This window comes from Winogradskyella sp. A3E31, from assembly GCF_046720935.1.
Lineage (GTDB): Bacteria > Bacteroidota > Bacteroidia > Flavobacteriales > Flavobacteriaceae > Winogradskyella.
In genome coordinates this window covers 80,358-98,169 of record NZ_JBHNWH010000008.1, presented here as the reverse complement: position 1 = coordinate 98,169, position 17,812 = coordinate 80,358, and the positions used below count along the sequence as shown (strand labels likewise).

Genomic DNA, 17,812 nt, shown 5'->3' with positions numbered 1-17,812 from the left:
TTGATATTAATTAAAGAGGTTACCCACTTTCGTGGGAAATGAATATGCGAACAAAATCACTTAAGAAGAACAGGATTAATGTAGTAACGCTTGGTTGTAGCAAAAATGTTTACGACAGTGAAGTGTTGATGGGACAACTGAAAGCAAGTGGCAAGGATGTCGTACATGAGCAGGAAGGTAATGTTGTTGTTATCAATACTTGCGGTTTTATCAATAATGCAAAGGAGGAAAGTATCAACACCATTTTGCATTACATGAATAAAAAAGAGGATGGTGAAGTCGATAAGGTATTTGTGACAGGATGTTTAAGTGAACGTTACAAACCAGATTTGCAAAAGGAAATTCCTAATGTCGATCAATATTTTGGTACAACTGAATTGCCAAGCTTATTAAAAGCTTTAGGTGCAGATTACAAACACGAATTGATTGGTGAGCGTGTCACAACGACTCCAAAAAATTATGCATATTTAAAAATTGCTGAAGGTTGTGATCGTCCGTGTAGTTTTTGTGCAATTCCTTTAATGCGCGGAAAGCATAAGTCTACGCCTATTGAGGAAATAGTGACAGAGGCAGAAAAATTAGCTGCCAATGGGGTTAAGGAATTAATTCTTATTGCACAGGATTTAACTTACTATGGTTTAGATCTCTATAAGAAAAGAAACCTTGCTGAATTATTAGAACATCTTGTAAAAGTTGAAGGGATTGAGTGGATACGTTTGCATTATGCATTTCCAACGGGTTTTCCTATGGATGTATTAGATGTGATGAAGCGTGAACCAAAAATCTGTAATTATCTAGATATTCCTTTGCAGCACATTTCAGACTCTATTTTAAAGAGTATGCGTCGTGGAACAACAAAAGAAAAGACGACAAAGTTATTGAAAGAATTTAGAGCAAAAGTACCTGAAATGACCATCAGGACCACGCTCATCGTTGGATATCCTGGTGAAACTGAAGAAGATTTTCAAACACTTAAAGAGTGGGTAAAAGACATGCGTTTTGAGCGCTTGGGCTGTTTTACCTATTCACACGAGGAAAATACACATGCCTACAATCTTGAAGACGATGTACCTGAAGACATTAAGATGCAACGTGCCAATGAGATTATGGAAATACAATCTCAAATTTCTTGGGAATTGAACCAAGCTAAGATTGGACAAGAGTTTAAAGTAGTGATTGACCGTAAAGAAGGTAATTACTTTATTGGTCGAACAGAATATGATTCTCCAGACGTAGATAATGAAGTGTTGATTGATGCTTCAAAAACCTATTTAAAAACAGGTGAATTTACAACTATAAAAGTTATTGAAGCCGAGGACTTCGACTTGTATGGCGAAGTAGTTTAAGTTTTATTTGGGCGGTAAACTATTGACATAATCAAAACTTTTCTGAAAAAAACCAACCATTAGATCTTTATCAGTCCATAACGTTTCAGGTACTAGAACATAATCCTTCATTTTAGCGCCATAAGAATAATAATGACCAGTATCGTATTCTTCCATAAATTTTGATGCTTTGTCTTTTGGTAAACGAATTCCGATTTCAGCAGCTTTGTTTAGAAGCGTAAACATGTAACCATTGGATGACGTGTAAATCATGTTCTTACCTTTCCTTTCAAATCCATCACAAGATGCTACAATCTCGTCATATATTTTAAGTGCATTATCCCAAGTCATGATTATCGATATTCTGGGTTTTCAAAATTCCAGCGCGTCCCATCATCCCAACCTTTTCTAGAATTTCCATAAGCATTATACCCATTGTTAACCTTTAATTGGTAAGCTAAATGCATAAGGTTATAGGTCATAAATGTCGTATTTCTGTTCGTAAAATCATTGTTCTTAGCATCGGATTCTTTATCGAGATAACTTGGCCCTGGACCTGCCTCGCCAATCCATCCACAATCGGCTTGCGGTGGAATGGAATACCCAATGTGCTGTAAGGCATACAAGATGCTCATGGCACAGTGCTTTATTCCATCCTCATTACCTGTAATAATACAGCCTCCTACTTTTCCGTAATACAAGTATTGTCCTTTTTCATTTTGCTTGCCACTCATAGCGTATAATCGCTCAATGAGTTTTGTGGCTACTGAAGATTTCTCACCTAGCCAGATCGGAGTACCAACGATAAGAATATCAGCAGAGAAAATGCGTTCAAATAATTGTGGCCATTCATCAGTTTCATAACCATGTTCCGTCATATCTGGATAAACTCCGTAAGCCACATCATGATCTACAAAGCGAATCGTCTCTAGTTCTACACCTTCTTTTTTCATAATGGATCTTGAGACATCCATTAAACCTTCAGTATGGCTTTGTCTTGGGGATTTCTTTAACGTGCAGTTGACATACACTGCTTTGAGAATTGAAAAATCGGGAGTGTTCATAATCTATGGATTTATCTTAAAGATAACCATAAAAAATAATACACTTAATCACTCCTTAAATTCCGAATACGATCTAACAACGTTGGGTGGGAATAGTGCATAAAAACATAGGCCTTATGAGGTGTAAGGTTACTTAGGCTATTTTTGGATAATTTTTTAAGCGAACTGATTAAGGGTTCTGCTTTGTATGTGTTTTTGGCATAATCATCGGCTTGGTATTCAAAACGTCTTGAGACGTAATTCATAACTAAACCTGTGATTTCTGAAATTGGGGAGTAAAGTAATCCAAATGCAATTAAACCTACATGAAAACTCGGTGTTTCCACACCAATGGCTTGTGATAGTAATGGGTTAGAGATGAAAATAGAAAGAATAAATAGCATTACCCCTGTAAGACCAATTGACGTAACCAAATTAAAAACAATATGCTTTCGTCTATAATGCCCAACTTCGTGAGCCAATACAGCAACGACTTCCTCTTCTTCCAAATCATTGATTAATGTATCGAATAATGTCACTCGCTTTTCACGCCCAAAACCAGAAAAATAGGCGTTAGCCTTTGTACTCCGTTTACTGCCATCGATAACAAAAATCTTACTGAGATTAAAACCAACACTATTGGCATAATCAGAAATTTTAGTTCTTAAATCCCCATCTTCAAGTGGTGTTTGTTTGTTGAACAAAGGCACTATTAATCGAGAGTAGAACATATTCATAAAAATGGTGAACACAGTAACTAAACTCCAGGCGTATAACCAAAATTGGTTTCCGGTCAATTGATAAAACCAAATGATAAGAGCCAGAATACCACCACCCAGAATGATGGTCATCAGTAATCCTTTGAGTTTATCAAGAATAAAGGTGGCTTTGGTCGTTTTGTTAAACCCAAACTCTTCTTCAATGACAAAGGTTTTATAATAAGAGAACGGTGTGCTGATAATATCACTACCAATCATAATGATACCGAAGAATATTAACCCAATAACAATCGAATTATCGCTATAGCTTCTGGCAATAGTATCCACAAATTCAAAACCATCGAAAATCAGAAACCCTAAGGTTAATAGTAATGAAAATATGGAAGCGTAAATACCGAACTTGTAATTCCTGGCTTTGTAGGCTTGTGATTTTTTATAGGCATCTTCGTCATACACATCTTTCAATTCCTCTGGTAGTTCATCATTATAGTGTTTTGCATTGAGTGCATCTAAAACTTTATCGATGATAAAATTGATAATGATGATGGCAATGATGATATAAAATAATGTGGTTGCAGTCATAGTTTTTCCTTTTGCTTTAACGTTCTGTCACATTGAGCGCCCGCCAGAACAAAGTCGGGCTGGTAGTCGAAATGTCATTTAGTTTTTTTATTCAAAATTACGCTGTCGTTTGGCTTCAAAAACAAGGATTCCTGCTGCTACGGATACATTCATAGAATCTATGACTCCTTGCATCGGAATAATGACATTTTGAGTTGATGCTTCTCGCCAAACTTGTGTTAAACCAGTTGCTTCCGTACCCACAACGATAGCTGAAGGTAAAGTGTAGTCTTGCTCATTATAGTTTTTAGCATCTTGAAGCGTTGCACAAAATATATTGAAATTGTATGTTTTTAAAAATGTGATAGCTTCTTGCGATGATGCCATTGCAATTTCAGTGGTAAATACACAGCCCACACTAGATCGAATAATGTTAGCATTATATAGATCTGATTTAGGATTTGCAATGATAACAGCATCCACATTAGCGGCATCTGCTGTTCGTAACAAAGCTCCAATATTCCCTGGCTTTTCTGGCGCTTCAGCAACTAAAAGTAAAGGGTTTTTCTTTTTGAATTTCAAATCTTCAAGCGAATGGTGTTTTGACTTTACGACGGCAATAACACCTTCGGTCGTATCTCGGTGTGCTAATTTTTGAAAGACCTCTTTTGAAATTTCTATGATTTCAATATTATATCGCGACATGGAATTGGCTTCACTCGCAGAAAAATATTCAGGAAAATACAATAAGGTGTCAACGGTGTAGCCGCCTTTTATGGCCAAGGATAATTCGCGTTTACCTTCTAGTAAAAATAAGCCAGAATCTCTTCGCTCTCGAGATTTGCTCTTTAATTGAACTAATCGTTTTATTAGAGGATTATTGACGCTAGTAATTTGTTTATCCATAGGGTGTCAAAATTAAGACTTTAAATGTAATTTTATACGGCTGTTTTCGTCAAAGGCCATATACTAATCAAATAAAACAAAAATGAAAATTAAATTATTAAGTCTACTAATTATTATAACAGCATTTTCCTGTAAAAATGAAAAATCAGAAACTACAATTATTGAAGACGAAATTATAACTCAAGAGGATATTACGACCAGTATTTATCCTGAATCAATTACAAAAGTTTTTGATGCCCACGGCGGTGTTGATGCTTGGAATGCCATGAATACTTTGAGTTTTACTATGGAAAAACCAAATGGCAAAGAAGTCACGACGACGCATCTTAAAAGCCGAAACGAACGTATTGAGACTCCAACCTACACAGCCGGATTTGATGGCGAAAATTATTGGGTCTTAGAAAAAGATGGCAAGGAATATAAAGGGAATTTAAAGTTTTATAAGGGTTTGATGATGTATTTCTATGCTATGCCCTTTATTGTTAGTGACGATGGTATTATGTATAAAGACGTTGAGCCTTTAACTTTTGAAGGTAAAACCTATCCAGGGATATTAATTTCTTACGAGGATGGAGTGGGAGTGTCATCTGATGATGAGTACATCATTTATTATGATGAAGAAACAGGACAGATGGAATGGTTAGGTTACACAGTTACCTTTGGAAAAGATGGTAAAAGCGATGATTTTCATTTTATACGTTACAATAACTGGCAAACTGTTAATGGTTTAGTAGTCCCAAAAAGTTTGGATTGGTATAATTATGAAGATAACACCCCAACAACGAAAAGAAACACCGTAGCGTTTGTTGATGTAACAATTACTAAAGACACACCAGATGATTCATTATTTGAAATGCCTGAAGGTGCAAGAAAAGTAGAGTAATTAGGTATTTAGAGATAAAAAAAGCGAACCTATTGGTTCGCTTTTTTTTATGAATCTCTCGTTAATATAAATTAATCCTGATTCTCATATTTATTTGAATAGCGTTTCCACAATTCAGTTTGATGAGTGTCTAAACTTATTTGTCTGCCATCAATAAAAGCATGATCAATTCTGTTGCCTCGCATATCTAAGGCATCTCCTTCACTTATAAATAGGGTAGCGCTTTTACCAGCTTCTAAAGTGCCGTAATTATCATCGATACCCATGATTTTTGCAGGGTTATGAGTGATTAACTGTAATGCCTGTTCTTTGGTTAATCCATGGGCAACCGTAGTGCCAGCATAAAAAGGAAGGTTTCTTGCATTCATCCTTTCACTGCATTCTAGAGCTACCAAAACTCCCGCATCGACTAACTGTTTGGCTAACTTATAGGGTTGGTCATAGTCATCATCTTCTAATGCCGGTAATGAATGTACTTGCATTAGAAATACAGAAACATTGTTCTCTTTCAATAATCCAGATACATTAACTGCTTGGTAACCTCCGACAATTGTTAAATGCTCAACACCTTGTTGTTTAGCAAAATTAACGGCGTCGGTAATACTTCGCTCATCGTCAGCGTTTATATATAAACGTTGAGATCCATCAAATAACCCTGACATTGCTTCAAAAGGCAAATGTTTTTCATTTTTTGGACCTGCTAAATACGCTTTTGCCTCATTAAAATAATCGGATAATTCCTTTACCTGTTTTGGATAATCTTCATTTGGTGTTATAGCAGTTTCGCCTAACCACCAACGTGGACGAGTAAAACTTCTCGGCCAGTTTACATGAATACCATCATCAGCTTTTACAGTAGCATCTTCCCAGTTCCAGGCATCGTGCTGTACAATGGAAGAGGTTCCTGAAATACGATCTCCCTGAGGAACTACCTGACTTAGGAGTACGCCACTAGGTCTCATAGATTCTACCAATTTAGACTCCGCATTGTAGGCAATTATACTTCGTATGTGCGGATTGTATGTTCCCATTTCAGAAAGATCAACAGAGGCTTTAACAGAATTTACTTCCGCCAAGCCTAATGTACCATTGGCTATTATAAAACCTGGATACACATGTTTTCCGCTGGCATCAATGACCTCCATACCGGTCATGTCCATTTTTACCATTGTAGCATCCGCCACATTTGTTAGTTTCCCATCCGCAAAAGTGATGACACTATTCTCTATGACTTCACCATTACCGATATGAGCAGTTGCTCCAACGATGGCGATTGGTTTGCTCTGTTTATCTGCTGGTGTTTGCTGTGCGAATCCGAATGTGATGCACAGTAAAAACAAGATTGAATTTATTTTAGATATCGTTTTCATGTTATTTGTTTTAATCTGTTAATCCGCTATTCGTGGAATCGCAATGCAATAATTCTTTTTCTTTTTTCTTTATAGGTTGCGTTTTCAACCCTTTGTTTTTTGCCTGAAGCATTAGATTCGTTAATTCACTCTTTTCCTTTTTAATAGCCTCACGTAACTGTTTATCACGTTCTAAATCAAAATAAGTAACACCTTCAATAATGGTTTTTTCAGCTTTAGCATAAATAGATAACGGATGGTCACTCCAAAGGACAACATCAGCATCTTTACCAACTTTAATACTGCCGACACGGTCGTCGATGTGTAATAGTTTAGCAGGATTTAATGTCACAAATTTAAGAGCTTCTTCTTCACTTAACCCACCATATTTAACGGATTTTGCAGCTTCTTGATTTAAGCGTCGAGACATTTCGGCATCATCACTATTGATAGCAACGGTCACACCAGCATTATGCATTATGGTTGCGTTGTAAGGAATAGCATCATTAACTTCAAACTTATAAGCCCACCAGTCACTGAAGGTTGAACCGCCAACTCCATGCTCTACCATTTTATCTGCTACTTTATACCCTTCAAGAATATGTGTAAACGTGTTGATATTAAAGTCGAATTTTTCCGCTACTTTCATCAACATATTGATTTCGCTTTGAACATAAGAGTGACAAGAAATGAAACGTTCTTTATTTAAGATTTCTGCAAGTACCTCCATTTCAATATCCTTTCTGTATGGCTTGCCACTTTTCTTTAATGCATCGTAAGCTTTGGCTCTGCTGAAATAGTCCATAAAAACTTGCTCAACTCCCATGCGTGATTGAGGAAACCGTGCATTGAATTGACTTCTAGACTGCTTCACATTTTCACCCAAAGCAAATTTTATAAACTTCGGCGAATTATCGTAAATAAGATTTTTGGCTGGCTCACCCCATTTTAATTTTATTATGGCAGATCGTCCTCCAATTGGGTTTGCAGATCCATGTAATATTTGGATTGACGTTACACCACCAGATAAATTTCTATAGATATTAATATCGTCATCTTCAACAACATCTTCTATTGAAACTTCAGCCGAAGAGTTATGCCCACCCTCATTAATAGATGAAGCAGCTATATGAGAATGTTCATCCACAATGCCGGCTGTAATATGCTTACCTGTGGCATCAATTACTTTTGCGCCACCAGAAGACAGGTCTTTACCAACTTTAGAAATCTTACCATCTTTGATAAGTACATCTGTATTTTCTAAAACACCTTCAGATTCATTGGTCCAAATCGTAGCATTTTTAAACAATAAAGTTTCACTTTTAGGTTTTTCATCAAAACCATAAGCCAAATTAGGATAGGTAATAGGACTCATAGTTTTGCTATCATCCGGATTATCTTTCTTTTTATCCTTCTTCTTGCCATCAGTACTTTTTGTAGCACTAAAATTGGTAGAATTACCATTAGGCATGGTTGCTTTGCCTTTCAGGGTTTTTCCATCGGTTGTATTAGCTGCAATACGGATATATTCTGTATTTGTTGAATCTTTTGTTCTAAAGGTTAGAGTCATCCAATCATCATCATAACTGATTTTTGCTCCTAATGAACGCTCACCAGATTCTAATTCAGCTTTAGGTTTACTCGTACTATTTGAAATTGACAATTTATAAGCATCGCCTGCAAGATTAAAGCTATAATCCCCATCAATATCCTTAACATTCATGTTTTCTATAACATGAGGATAGCCTTGTACCCAGTTTTCGAATATTTTGCTGTCTTTTTCGAAAACATCACCAGAAGTAATCAAAAAATTAGCATAACTACCAGTTTTTAAGGTTCCGATATTTGATTTGCCTAATAATTTAGCAGGAACTGTAGTTAATGCTGCAAGCGCATCTTCTTTAGATAGTCCATGTTCAATAGCCATCATAAGATTTGATATGAATGTTTTTTTGGACTTTAAGCCATGAGTAGTTAACGCAAATGTAATTCCGTTCTCAGCTAATAATTTAGGATTGTAAGGCTCTTGATTCCAAGAACGCATATCACTTAATGATAATGTTGAAGCTAAAAATGGATTCTCTACATCGTAAGCAGCTTGAAAATCTATCGGTAAAATAAGAGCTGCATTTGTGCTTTTTACTTCACTAATACGCTCATATTCATCTCCACCACCCAATATTGTATATTGTATATTATAAGCATCACCAACCTTATCGGCACGTAATAGGTTTGCTCGGCTTCCTGCCGAAAATATTTGAACTAAATTCTTATTTCTATTTAAAGCTTCAAGTGATAAATCTTTGGTGTCACTATTGCCATCCGCATACCAGTCAGCATCACTGTACATTTGTCTTAGTAAAGCCATACTTCCCATAATGGATTGAGGATACTGTTGTGCAGAAGTTACACTTTTACTAAACGAGAGGTATTGGGCAGATTGTCCATCAATAATACGCATGGAATTATCTGCTCCATTGTTTAAGGCAATTAACGCTCCAGTACCACGGACTATACCATCTGGCATGTGTGTGTTAACGACCCCAAAACCAAGTTTGTGCATTTCAGACGCTTCTTTGCTATTGTATTTAAATGACGTCATTACCTCTTGCTCTGGCATAACATGGTCGTTCCAATAAAAACCACTTCTACTAGCCTCGTATTGACGGACATTACTACGCACGCGTTCTGGTGTTTTTACACCAAATTCGGTAAACATATCAATAAAAGAAGGGTAAATTGTTTTACCCGTAAGATCGACTGTTGTTGTATTTTTTGGAATATTTACGCTTTTCCCAACACCGACAACTTTTCCTTCTTTTATTAGAAGGATACCGTTATTAATAATTTCAGTTGGAGAGACGTAGATCTTTGCATTGGTAAATGCCGTGTAATTAGTGTTGTTGGCAATGACTCCAGAATTACTTGGGAAATAGTCTTGACCAAACAACGAAAAACTGCACAATAACATGAGCAGCCTAAGATGTACTTTAATCATAAAAAATTGGTTAGTTAAATTAGAAACTTAAATATAGATATTATGCTCCTTCAATAAAAATATAGCAACGAGTTTAACGTTTTAATTGACAAAAACTTCTCGAAGCAGAGCTTCGAGGTTTCCATTGAAATTGTCATTCCCATGAAAATAGGAATCTAAATAACAGTTCTAAAAGCTTTTTAGACAGGGCTTTACTCTTAAGGACAAAATAAAATGGATAGAGCCTTTGCTGAATGAAATATAAATCTATTGCTCTACCTTGAAGATGGTCTATTTGAAGAAACTCTTTATTTCTCCAGTTGACCCTCAAAATAATTGACGAATAAAGCTACGACGTAACTGTAGCTCTCCATGCCTTTAGCTTGGTTGTTCGCTTTTAAAAAGGTGTCGTAGGTAGAAGCAAAAATTGGCTCTAAAGGGTTTTGGTAGGCCATCCAAAAATCTTGCACTTCTTGGTAATTCTTTAAAACACCTTTATATAATAGCGTTTTCTTTTGCTCGTAAGCTTCAGGGTCTCTTCTGTAAAGCTCATAAAGGCAGTGCCGTAATGCAAATGCTTTTCCAGAATACTCCATATATGGGTCCGGGTTGTGCATAGCCGCCAACCCGCCGATAAAATTAGCTTCATTTTCCGCTGCAAATCCTAATTGATGTGCAACTTCGTGGCTTCCAGTGGTCGCTAATTTATATTTTGGAATTAAAACATCAACTTGTGCTTCGTTGGTGAACGGATTCAGATATCCAGAAAAACCCATATAAGTTAATGGGGTGCTATAGATGGAAGATTTAATACTGGCAGGATTGTATTTCAGTTCTGGGAATGTCTTTTGCAATTCCACATAGCCTTGAGGAATCTTATCTATAATTTCAGCTTTAGAATAAGGGAATTCTATTTTTAAAGAATCAATTGGGTTTAATTTAGAATGTGCTTCGTTAGCTTCTGTAATCAAATAATCGATGACGTTGTTGAGTTCCTCAGTGGTATAGTCGTCATTTAAATCTAGTGCGACATGAAGTGGTTGTCGATAGTAATTAAACGCCCACAACACATGAAACGCAATGTATGCAAAAGATAAACCCGTACAAAGCTCCAAAAACCAGTTTTTGGTATCGTTTATAATACGTTTTCTGTGCTGTATTAACCATCTCAAAACGTACAGAATCGCAACGGTGTACAGTATATCACCAACTGAAAAAGGGAGCCAACCAAAACTATAGCGCATCAATTTAGAAATCCAAACATAAAGACCGTTACTGTAATACTGTTCTACAAATTCTGGAAAATGCTTAAGTATGGCATTAATGACGATAATTGATAATCCTGAAAATGCCAGAATGAGTTTCTTATACTGCTGCATTCCCCAAAAATAGAAAATAGTTTCAATTCCCTCTATGGTTTAACTACCTTTGTGAAAGGTTAAAAACTATTACACCTTACTGTCATTTCGAGCGTAGTCGAGAAATATGATATTTAGAACTTCAAGACATTTCGACTACGTTCAATGTGATAGATAATTTTTGATTATAGTGAATTGTTAATGTGAAAGAATATAAAAATGGAATAGTATGGATACAGATATAAGAGCTTTAGAACCTCAACCACTTTGGAATAAATTTGCAGATCTTAATGCAGTGCCAAGACCTTCAAAAAAGGAAGAACGTGTGATTGCCTTTATGAAAGATTTTGGTAAGAATCTTGGCTTAGAAACTATTGAAGATGAAGTTGGAAATGTCATTATAAGAAAACCAGCAACTTCTGGTATGGAAGATCGAAAGATGATAGTGATGCAGTCACATTTAGATATGGTGCATCAAAAAAATAACGATACTTCTTTTGATTTCGATTCTCAAGGTATCGATATGTATGTTGATGGAGATTGGGTGCGTGCAAAAGGGACAACTTTGGGTGCTGATAATGGTTTAGGTGTGGCAACAATTATGGCTATTTTAGAAAGTTCGGATATTGAGCATCCTGCTATTGAAGCACTCTTCACCATTGATGAAGAAACAGGTATGACAGGGGCAAAGGGCTTAAAAGGAGGTGTTTTGAAAGGCGATATATTACTAAACTTAGATACTGAGGAAGATGACGAAATTGGTGTAGGTTGTGCAGGCGGAATAGATGTTACAGCAACTAGAACTTACATTAATGAGAAAGTGCCGCTGCATTTTAGTGGTTTTGAAATTAAGGTCAAGGGTCTTCAAGGTGGGCATTCAGGGATGCAGATACATGAGGGTTTAGGTAATGCCAATAAGCTAATGAATCGTCTCTTGTTTAAAGGATCTCAGAAGTTTAGATTGCGACTTTCTGAAATTGATGGTGGTGGTTTAAGAAATGCCATCCCAAGAGAGAGTAGGGCGTTAATTGCTGTTAGAACAGAAAACAAAACTTCTTTTGCCGAAGAATTGGAGGCTTTGGCTTTAACTATTAAAAGTGAATTTAAAACCACTGAGCCTAATCTACAAATATTAATAGAAAAGGCTGAAACTCCTCTACGTGTGATGGACTTATCAACACAAGAGGTATTTTTAAGAGCCTTATATGCAGCACATAATGGTGTTTATAGAATGAGTGCCGATATCCCCGATTTGGTAGAGACCTCAAATAATATGGCTAAGGTTATTGTTAAGGATGGCTATATAAAAATAGGGTGCTTAACACGGTCATCTGTTGAAAGTTCTAAATGGGATTTAGCAACAGCATTAAAAGCGACTTTTGAATTGGCAGGTTGTGAAGTCGAATTTTCTGGCGACTATCCTGGTTGGACTCCTAACATGGATTCTGATATATTAAAGGTAATGGTACCAATTTACGAGCGATTAAATAATGGGGAAAAACCAAAAGTGGCTGCTTGCCACGCAGGATTAGAATGTGGTATTTTAGGCCAAAATTATCCCGATATGGATATGATTAGTTTTGGACCTAATATTAAGGGAGCACATTCTCCGGATGAGAGGGCTCAAATTTCTTCGGCCCAAAAATACTGGAAATTTGTATTAGAAATTCTCAAGCATATTCCGAAGAAATAATTAGAAAACAGAAAGCCCTTTCAAATTAATGAAAGGGCTTTCTGTTTTCTAATTAAGTTCAATTTATTGCTGACCTGCAATACTCACCAGCTCAACTTCAAAAACTAAATTTGTGTTTGGAGGAATTACTGGTGGTCGTCCACTTTCGCCATAGCCTAAATAGTAAGGTATAAAAACTCGAGCCTTATCTCCAATTTTCATATTTAACATAGCTTCTCTAAAGCCAGCAACTAATCCTGCTGTTTCATTGTATGGCATAGAAAATGGTTCATAACCGCCTCCTTGGTCAGTCCTTTCGTCATACTTGCCATTATTTTCTGCAACTTCTTTCCAGGTGGTGTAAAATAGTGTTCCGTCTTCAAAATACCCTGCGCAATTGATGTTAACTCTTTGGCTTGAGTTTGGTTTTGGGCCATCGCCATCTTTAGTAATAACCATTGACATTCCAGTTGGTGACTCTATTTTTTGTCCTTCAAGTTCTTCATTACTTTTTAACCATGCCTTACTCGCTTCTTCTGCTTTGGTTTTCAATGCTTGTTGTGCTTCTTCTTTGTTTTTTCTGATATTATCTTCAACTTTTGGCATTTCTTCTTCAAATACCTTAGGTGCATTGAATGCTTTTGCATCAGAACCTTTTCTAATAATATTTAGCTCAGTAATTGTTACATCTTCTATAGGCTTGTTTCCAACACCTACTTTAACATTAGATATTGAATCTTGTACTTCAACTCCTTTAACCAATTGTCCAAATACAGAATGGCAACTTACTCTAGGTTGGCCGCAGGGTTTCATAATACCTTGCTCATCAAAGGCGTTTAGGCTTGGGTAAGGCACTTCGGTTATGAAAAATTGACTTCCATTGGTGTTGAGTGCACCACTATTTGCCATCGATAATACGCCTGGTTTATCATGTTTTAAATCTGCATCAAAATCAGCTGCAAATCGGTAGCCGGGAGTTCCTGAACCGGAAGCGGTAGGATCGCCGCCTTGAATCATAAATTGATCCATTACTCGATGGAAAGTGATACCATTAAAAAATGGCTTATCCTTATATTGTTCTTCAACCATCGGGTGGTTGCCCTCGGCCAATGCCACAAAATTGGCAACAGTTACAGGAACTTTGTCATAATATAATTCAGCAACCATAGTTCCTTTGGTAGTTACAAACTCGGCATATAATCCATCCTCAAGGTCTGGATAACGTTCTTGACACGACGAAATTAGAATGAGTAAGAGTAGTGAAAATGGGGTTAAGATTTTTTTAATCATTGTTGTTTTGAGTTATAGTGTTTAAGGTTACTTCGCAAATAATAGGAACGTTTGTTCCAATTTTATTATCATCCCCGTAGTAGCCGTAAGCAACTTGAGATGGAAAAATAAAAGTGACTTGTTCGGAGGGTTTCATTAGTTTTAAACCCTCTCGGAGACCAGAAAAAAGGATTTCCTTTTCCATAACATAGTCTTTATTACCGATTTGGTTTTTACTGTATATGATTTTTCCATTTAAATCCTGGACGTTATAATCGAAATTGATAGAGTCACCAAACTCTGGTTGAATGGTGTCTTGCTCCACTTTGTTTTGGTAGGTGTACCAAAAGCCGTTTTCGGAAGCGAAATACTCCAGTTCTGGATTTTGTTCAATGATGGACTCTATTTTAGTACGCTCCTTAGCGATTAACTTCTTGTTGCGCTCCGCCGATTGTTTTATAAATGAGCCAGATTGTACTGATTCTGGTCGACGCGCTTCTTGAGGCTTACAGCTGACCATAAACGAAAATGAAATTAAGAAAAGGAGTAGGTGTTTCATTGCGTTAATTCCGATTTGTATTGTGGCAATATACTAATAAATTTATCAATGGTGCCCTGCAAATTTAGATCACTCTTACCACCCGCAGCATTGGTATGGCCACCGCCGCTAAAATGTGCTCTAGAAAACTCATTGACAGAAAAGTCACCTTTACTTCTAAGAGATATTTTTATAATATTCTCCTGTGTATTTTCAATAAATATGGCAGCGAAAATGATACCCTCTAACGATAGTGCGTAGTTAACAAAGCCTTCTGTATCTCCTTTTTTGAAATTGAATTCATCCAAATCTTTTTGGGTCAATGAGATATATGCCGTTCTTAATTCTGGGATAACTTTTAAGTTTTGTAATGCTCTTCCTAAAAGTTGTAAGCGACTATAGCTATTTGTATCATAAATATTATTATGAATTTGGGAGTTGTCAGCTCCTTTGCTGATTAATTGCCCAATAACTTCGTGAGTTCTTCTTGTGGTCGCAGGGAAACGAAATGAGCCCGTATCGGTCATTATGCCAGCATATAGACATGTAGCGATATCTGCAGTTATTTTCTGGTCATCACCCAATAGTTCAATAAAATTATAGACCATCTCACAGGTAGAGGACATACTGACATCAGAATACATGTATTTTGCATAATCATCTGGCTGTTGGTGATGATCAATCATAATCTTTAAGGCCTTAGATTGCTCTATGGTTAAGCCCATATCTTCACCAGTACGATTTAGGACATTAAAATCTAATGTAAAAATAATATCAGCCGACTTAATATGTTCCTCACTATTTTCAGTCGAGGAATCAAATTTTATGATGGATGATTCACCAGGCATCCATTTTAAAAAGTCGGGATAGTCGTTTGGTGCTACTACTATAGCGTTATGGCCTAAACTTTTCAAATAATGCATGAGCCCCAAGGTAGAGCCAATGGCATCTCCATCTGGATTTTTATGCGGAACTATAACAATGTTCTTTGGTGAGTCTAGGAGTGATTTAATGCTTAAAATGTCGTCTTTAGTCATAGCCAACGAAGATACAATTTTTTAATATCTATCAATATTGAATTATAACATAAAAGCATTACTTTTGCAACCGAATTTAAAAGGCCTTGTGCCGTTATATAACACAGAAAATTAAACATGGCAACTAACAGAACGTTTACAATGTTAAAGCCAGATGCTGTTGAAAAAGGACACATCGGCGCAATATTAGAAAAAATAAATGCTGCAGGATTTAGAATTGTAGCAATGAAATTAACGCAGATGACGACTGCTGACGCAAAAGAGTTTTACGCTATCCATAAAGAGCGCCCATTTTATGGCGAATTGGTAGAGTACATGACTCGTGGGCCAATTGTCGCTGCAATTTTAGAAAAAGATAATGCTGTTGAAGATTTTAGAACTTTAATTGGAGCAACAAACCCTGATGCTGCTGCTGAAGGTACTATCCGTAAATTATATGCTGCTTCTATTGGTGAAAATGCAGTACACGGTAGTGATAGTGATGAGAATGCTGCTATTGAAGGTGCATTTCATTTTGCTGGTAGAGATCAGTTCTAAACTATCTTTTGCATAAAATTTTATAAGGGTCGTCCTGAAAGGGATGACCTTTTTATTTATTCATTAATAAATGGAGAGAAATCATCTATAGCGTGAGCTTCTAAAAATTGCTTTTCACCAATGGTATTATTCTCGTTGGAATCATAATCTACTAAAATCATCCAAGTATTATCTACTTTTTTGAATATGACATGGAATTGACCATAGTAGGACTGCTCGTCCTGTTTTCCTTTGTTAACAGTTAGTTTATAGATTCCTCTTTCACTTGCGGCTTTACCGTCATTAAGACGTTCAAAAAAACGTAATGAGATGTTTCTTGTACTGCCTTGCTCTTTTACCGATTTAAAACTTTGTCTATAATTTCCTATATAAGTATTGTAATCTAGGATTCGGCTACCACCAGAAACCCTGACCAAATCTTTAGAGTGTATATCAGCCATTAATTGGGCATCAAGGGCCTCAAAAGCTTTATAGAATTTTGACCATGTTGTATTAATGGCTTTTAAGTTTTCTAAGGTTTGGGATTGAATAGCTGTGCTGCATAAAAGCAATATGGCTATTGCAACTGTTTGTGATAAACTACGTTTTCTCATGTCTAATAAAGAGTTGGTTTATTGTTTTCTAAGAATCTTTTCCATTTTTCTTCCTCTTGCTAATTCGTCAACTAATTTGTCTAAATAGCGTACTTTTTGTGTTAACCTATTGTCAATATCCTCTATTCGGTACCCACAGATAACTCCTTTTATAAGATGAGTATTTGTGTGTAGTTTAGCTTTATCAAAAAATGTTTTAAAGGTCACTTTATCGTCTATCAATGTTTTGATATCGTTATCGTTAAATCCGGTTAACCATTCAATAACCTCATGTAGCTCTGCTTTTGTTCTTCCTTTCTTTTCAACTTTGGTGATATAATGTGGATATACGGATGCAAAAGTCATATTTGCTACACGTTCATTATGTTTAGGTGTTGTTTTCATATATCAAAAAGTCATAATATTTATACTTGCAATTGCACAATTTTTTGATAGCAGTTGCACTAAGTTACTTTTTTTGACCAACAATCAACTTATAAGATACTTGATATCTTCTGTTCATTATTGGTACAAAACATACCTTGGGGGCTTAAGCCCATTCAGTCTTAAGTAAACAAGCATTTGCGCCCTGTGATGTGTTATGTGGTCAGATAGTAATAATAAGACTTGTCTTTTTGTTCTGTCTAACCCAAAATAGTCTAGTCTTTCATCCAGCCTCTCTAAGTCGAAACTTGAAATAAAAGCTTTAGTCTTATCAAATATTTTGTCAATAGTAGCAATCATTTCTTTTTTGGACTTGTCATCAACTTTGAGTTCTGTATCTGTATTCCAGTCTCTAGCTTCACGTCCACCCATTAAAGATTGACTGTGCCAATCCATTGCCCAACTTATATGCATTAAATGTTCTGCAAAACTCATAGATTCTGGTGTGGCTTTGTATTTATACAATTCCTCTGGCATCATTTCCGCAACTAGGATTAAATATTCTTTTGAATTTTCTAAGCGCTCTAAGTAGCCCTTTACAAAATCGTTTTGCTGAGCAAGTAAACCTGATGTAAACAAAGCGAAGAGTATAATCGAAGGTAAACCACTAATTTTTTTCATT

General features: G+C 36.2%; 17 protein-coding genes. 4 read left to right on the top strand and 13 right to left on the bottom strand.

Translation table 11 applies throughout. The annotated features are described in order from the left end of the window. Positions 1 to 44: 44 nt before the first annotated feature. Positions 45 to 1,346 carry a 30S ribosomal protein S12 methylthiotransferase RimO gene (gene rimO, locus ACFEMA_RS11230; RefSeq protein ID WP_411768296.1) on the top strand — a complete coding sequence of 434 codons (1,302 nt, stop codon included), beginning with the start codon at positions 45 to 47 and terminating at the stop codon, positions 1,344 to 1,346. A 3-nt stretch (positions 1,347 to 1,349) separates the two neighbouring features. Here rimO and ACFEMA_RS11225 read toward each other — a convergent pair whose 3' ends face one another. From ACFEMA_RS11225 to ACFEMA_RS11210, 4 genes are all read right to left on the bottom strand, one after another. After that, entirely contained in the window at positions 1,350 to 1,676 is a 327-nt protein-coding gene (locus ACFEMA_RS11225; RefSeq protein WP_411768295.1) for a hypothetical protein, read from the bottom strand. 2 nt (positions 1,677 to 1,678) lie between these two features. Beyond that, on the bottom strand, positions 1,679 to 2,389 hold the full coding sequence (locus ACFEMA_RS11220) for a flavodoxin family protein (protein WP_411768294.1): 711 nt from the start codon (positions 2,387 to 2,389) through the stop codon (positions 1,679 to 1,681). A gap of 44 nt (positions 2,390 to 2,433) precedes the next feature. Further along, on the bottom strand, positions 2,434 to 3,669 hold the full coding sequence (locus tag ACFEMA_RS11215; RefSeq protein WP_411768293.1) for a M48 family metallopeptidase: 1,236 nt from the start codon (positions 3,667 to 3,669) through the stop codon (positions 2,434 to 2,436). Positions 3,670 to 3,756: 87 nt separating this feature from the next. Continuing rightward, the gene (locus tag ACFEMA_RS11210; RefSeq protein WP_411768292.1) at positions 3,757 to 4,554 is read right to left on the bottom strand and encodes a TrmH family RNA methyltransferase; all 798 of its coding nucleotides are present in this window, start codon (positions 4,552 to 4,554) and stop codon (positions 3,757 to 3,759) included. Between the two features lie 82 nt (positions 4,555 to 4,636). Between ACFEMA_RS11210 and ACFEMA_RS11205 the strand changes: the two genes are divergently transcribed. Further along, positions 4,637 to 5,437, top strand: a complete 801-nt coding sequence (locus ACFEMA_RS11205; protein ID WP_411768291.1) for a hypothetical protein — start codon at positions 4,637 to 4,639, stop codon at positions 5,435 to 5,437. 71 nt (positions 5,438 to 5,508) lie between these two features. On the opposite strand, the gene ACFEMA_RS11200 is transcribed toward ACFEMA_RS11205, so the two are convergent. From ACFEMA_RS11200 to ACFEMA_RS11190, 3 genes are all read right to left on the bottom strand, one after another. Beyond that, positions 5,509 to 6,807, bottom strand: a complete 1,299-nt coding sequence (locus ACFEMA_RS11200) for an amidohydrolase family protein (protein ID WP_411768290.1) — start codon at positions 6,805 to 6,807, stop codon at positions 5,509 to 5,511. 10 nt (positions 6,808 to 6,817) lie between these two features. Further along, a complete protein-coding gene (locus ACFEMA_RS11195) occupies positions 6,818 to 9,784 on the bottom strand; it encodes an amidohydrolase family protein (protein WP_411768289.1) in 2,967 nt (988 codons plus the stop codon). Between the two features lie 287 nt (positions 9,785 to 10,071). Then, positions 10,072 to 11,142 carry a DUF3810 domain-containing protein gene (locus tag ACFEMA_RS11190; protein WP_411768288.1) on the bottom strand — a complete coding sequence of 357 codons (1,071 nt, stop codon included), beginning with the start codon at positions 11,140 to 11,142 and terminating at the stop codon, positions 10,072 to 10,074. A 208-nt stretch (positions 11,143 to 11,350) separates the two neighbouring features. Here ACFEMA_RS11190 and ACFEMA_RS11185 point away from each other — a divergent pair, with 208 nt between their 5' ends. Continuing rightward, positions 11,351 to 12,814: an aminoacyl-histidine dipeptidase gene (locus ACFEMA_RS11185; RefSeq protein WP_411768287.1), complete on the top strand. Its 1,464-nt coding sequence runs from the start codon at positions 11,351 to 11,353 to the stop codon at positions 12,812 to 12,814. Between the two features lie 63 nt (positions 12,815 to 12,877). On the opposite strand, the gene ACFEMA_RS11180 is transcribed toward ACFEMA_RS11185, so the two are convergent. The 3 genes from ACFEMA_RS11180 to ACFEMA_RS11170 are packed head-to-tail and all read right to left on the bottom strand — an operon-like array spanning position 12,878 to position 15,637. Continuing rightward, positions 12,878 to 14,083 carry a peptidylprolyl isomerase gene (locus ACFEMA_RS11180; protein WP_411768286.1) on the bottom strand — a complete coding sequence of 402 codons (1,206 nt, stop codon included), beginning with the start codon at positions 14,081 to 14,083 and terminating at the stop codon, positions 12,878 to 12,880. After that, entirely contained in the window at positions 14,076 to 14,621 is a 546-nt protein-coding gene (gene gldI / locus ACFEMA_RS11175; protein ID WP_411768285.1) for a gliding motility-associated peptidyl-prolyl isomerase GldI, read from the bottom strand. The genes ACFEMA_RS11180 and gldI overlap by 8 nt, the downstream gene beginning before the upstream one ends. Continuing rightward, positions 14,618 to 15,637 carry a DHH family phosphoesterase gene (locus tag ACFEMA_RS11170; protein WP_411768284.1) on the bottom strand — a complete coding sequence of 340 codons (1,020 nt, stop codon included), beginning with the start codon at positions 15,635 to 15,637 and terminating at the stop codon, positions 14,618 to 14,620. The genes gldI and ACFEMA_RS11170 overlap by 4 nt, the downstream gene beginning before the upstream one ends. Before the next feature lie 117 nt (positions 15,638 to 15,754). Between ACFEMA_RS11170 and ACFEMA_RS11165 the strand changes: the two genes are divergently transcribed. Further along, entirely contained in the window at positions 15,755 to 16,174 is a 420-nt protein-coding gene (locus ACFEMA_RS11165) for a nucleoside-diphosphate kinase (RefSeq protein ID WP_411768283.1), read from the top strand. Between the two features lie 56 nt (positions 16,175 to 16,230). Here ACFEMA_RS11165 and ACFEMA_RS11160 read toward each other — a convergent pair whose 3' ends face one another. The 3 genes from ACFEMA_RS11160 to ACFEMA_RS11150 form a co-directional block, all read right to left on the bottom strand. After that, positions 16,231 to 16,767, bottom strand: a complete 537-nt coding sequence (locus ACFEMA_RS11160) for a nuclear transport factor 2 family protein (RefSeq protein WP_411768282.1) — start codon at positions 16,765 to 16,767, stop codon at positions 16,231 to 16,233. An 18-nt stretch (positions 16,768 to 16,785) separates the two neighbouring features. Then, a complete protein-coding gene (locus ACFEMA_RS11155) occupies positions 16,786 to 17,151 on the bottom strand; it encodes a DUF2200 domain-containing protein (RefSeq protein ID WP_411768281.1) in 366 nt (121 codons plus the stop codon). 117 nt (positions 17,152 to 17,268) lie between these two features. After that, entirely contained in the window at positions 17,269 to 17,811 is a 543-nt protein-coding gene (locus ACFEMA_RS11150; protein ID WP_411768280.1) for a DinB family protein, read from the bottom strand. Position 17,812 lies beyond the last annotated feature (1 nt).

Bases quoted from the DNA above. Each gene is read 5' to 3' on its own strand.
- ACFEMA_RS11155 (WP_411768281.1), bottom strand. From the start codon at position 17,151: ATGAAAACAACACCTAAACATAATGAACGTGTAGCAAATATGACTTTT.
- ACFEMA_RS11185 (WP_411768287.1), top strand. From the start codon at position 11,351: ATGGATACAGATATAAGAGCTTTAGAACCTCAACCACTTTGGAATAAA.
- ACFEMA_RS11150 (WP_411768280.1), bottom strand. From the start codon at position 17,811: ATGAAAAAAATTAGTGGTTTACCTTCGATTATACTCTTCGCTTTGTTT.
- gldI (WP_411768285.1), bottom strand. From the start codon at position 14,621: ATGAAACACCTACTCCTTTTCTTAATTTCATTTTCGTTTATGGTCAGC.
- ACFEMA_RS11195 (WP_411768289.1), bottom strand. From the start codon at position 9,784: ATGATTAAAGTACATCTTAGGCTGCTCATGTTATTGTGCAGTTTTTCG.
- ACFEMA_RS11225 (WP_411768295.1), bottom strand. From the start codon at position 1,676: ATGACTTGGGATAATGCACTTAAAATATATGACGAGATTGTAGCATCT.
- ACFEMA_RS11165 (WP_411768283.1), top strand. From the start codon at position 15,755: ATGGCAACTAACAGAACGTTTACAATGTTAAAGCCAGATGCTGTTGAA.
- ACFEMA_RS11170 (WP_411768284.1), bottom strand. From the start codon at position 15,637: ATGACTAAAGACGACATTTTAAGCATTAAATCACTCCTAGACTCACCA.
- rimO (WP_411768296.1), top strand. From the start codon at position 45: ATGCGAACAAAATCACTTAAGAAGAACAGGATTAATGTAGTAACGCTT.
- ACFEMA_RS11220 (WP_411768294.1), bottom strand. From the start codon at position 2,389: ATGAACACTCCCGATTTTTCAATTCTCAAAGCAGTGTATGTCAACTGC.
- ACFEMA_RS11210 (WP_411768292.1), bottom strand. From the start codon at position 4,554: ATGGATAAACAAATTACTAGCGTCAATAATCCTCTAATAAAACGATTA.
- ACFEMA_RS11160 (WP_411768282.1), bottom strand. From the start codon at position 16,767: ATGAGAAAACGTAGTTTATCACAAACAGTTGCAATAGCCATATTGCTT.
- ACFEMA_RS11215 (WP_411768293.1), bottom strand. From the start codon at position 3,669: ATGACTGCAACCACATTATTTTATATCATCATTGCCATCATCATTATC.
- ACFEMA_RS11180 (WP_411768286.1), bottom strand. From the start codon at position 14,083: ATGATTAAAAAAATCTTAACCCCATTTTCACTACTCTTACTCATTCTA.
- ACFEMA_RS11200 (WP_411768290.1), bottom strand. From the start codon at position 6,807: ATGAAAACGATATCTAAAATAAATTCAATCTTGTTTTTACTGTGCATC.
- ACFEMA_RS11190 (WP_411768288.1), bottom strand. From the start codon at position 11,142: ATGCAGCAGTATAAGAAACTCATTCTGGCATTTTCAGGATTATCAATT.
- ACFEMA_RS11205 (WP_411768291.1), top strand. From the start codon at position 4,637: ATGAAAATTAAATTATTAAGTCTACTAATTATTATAACAGCATTTTCC.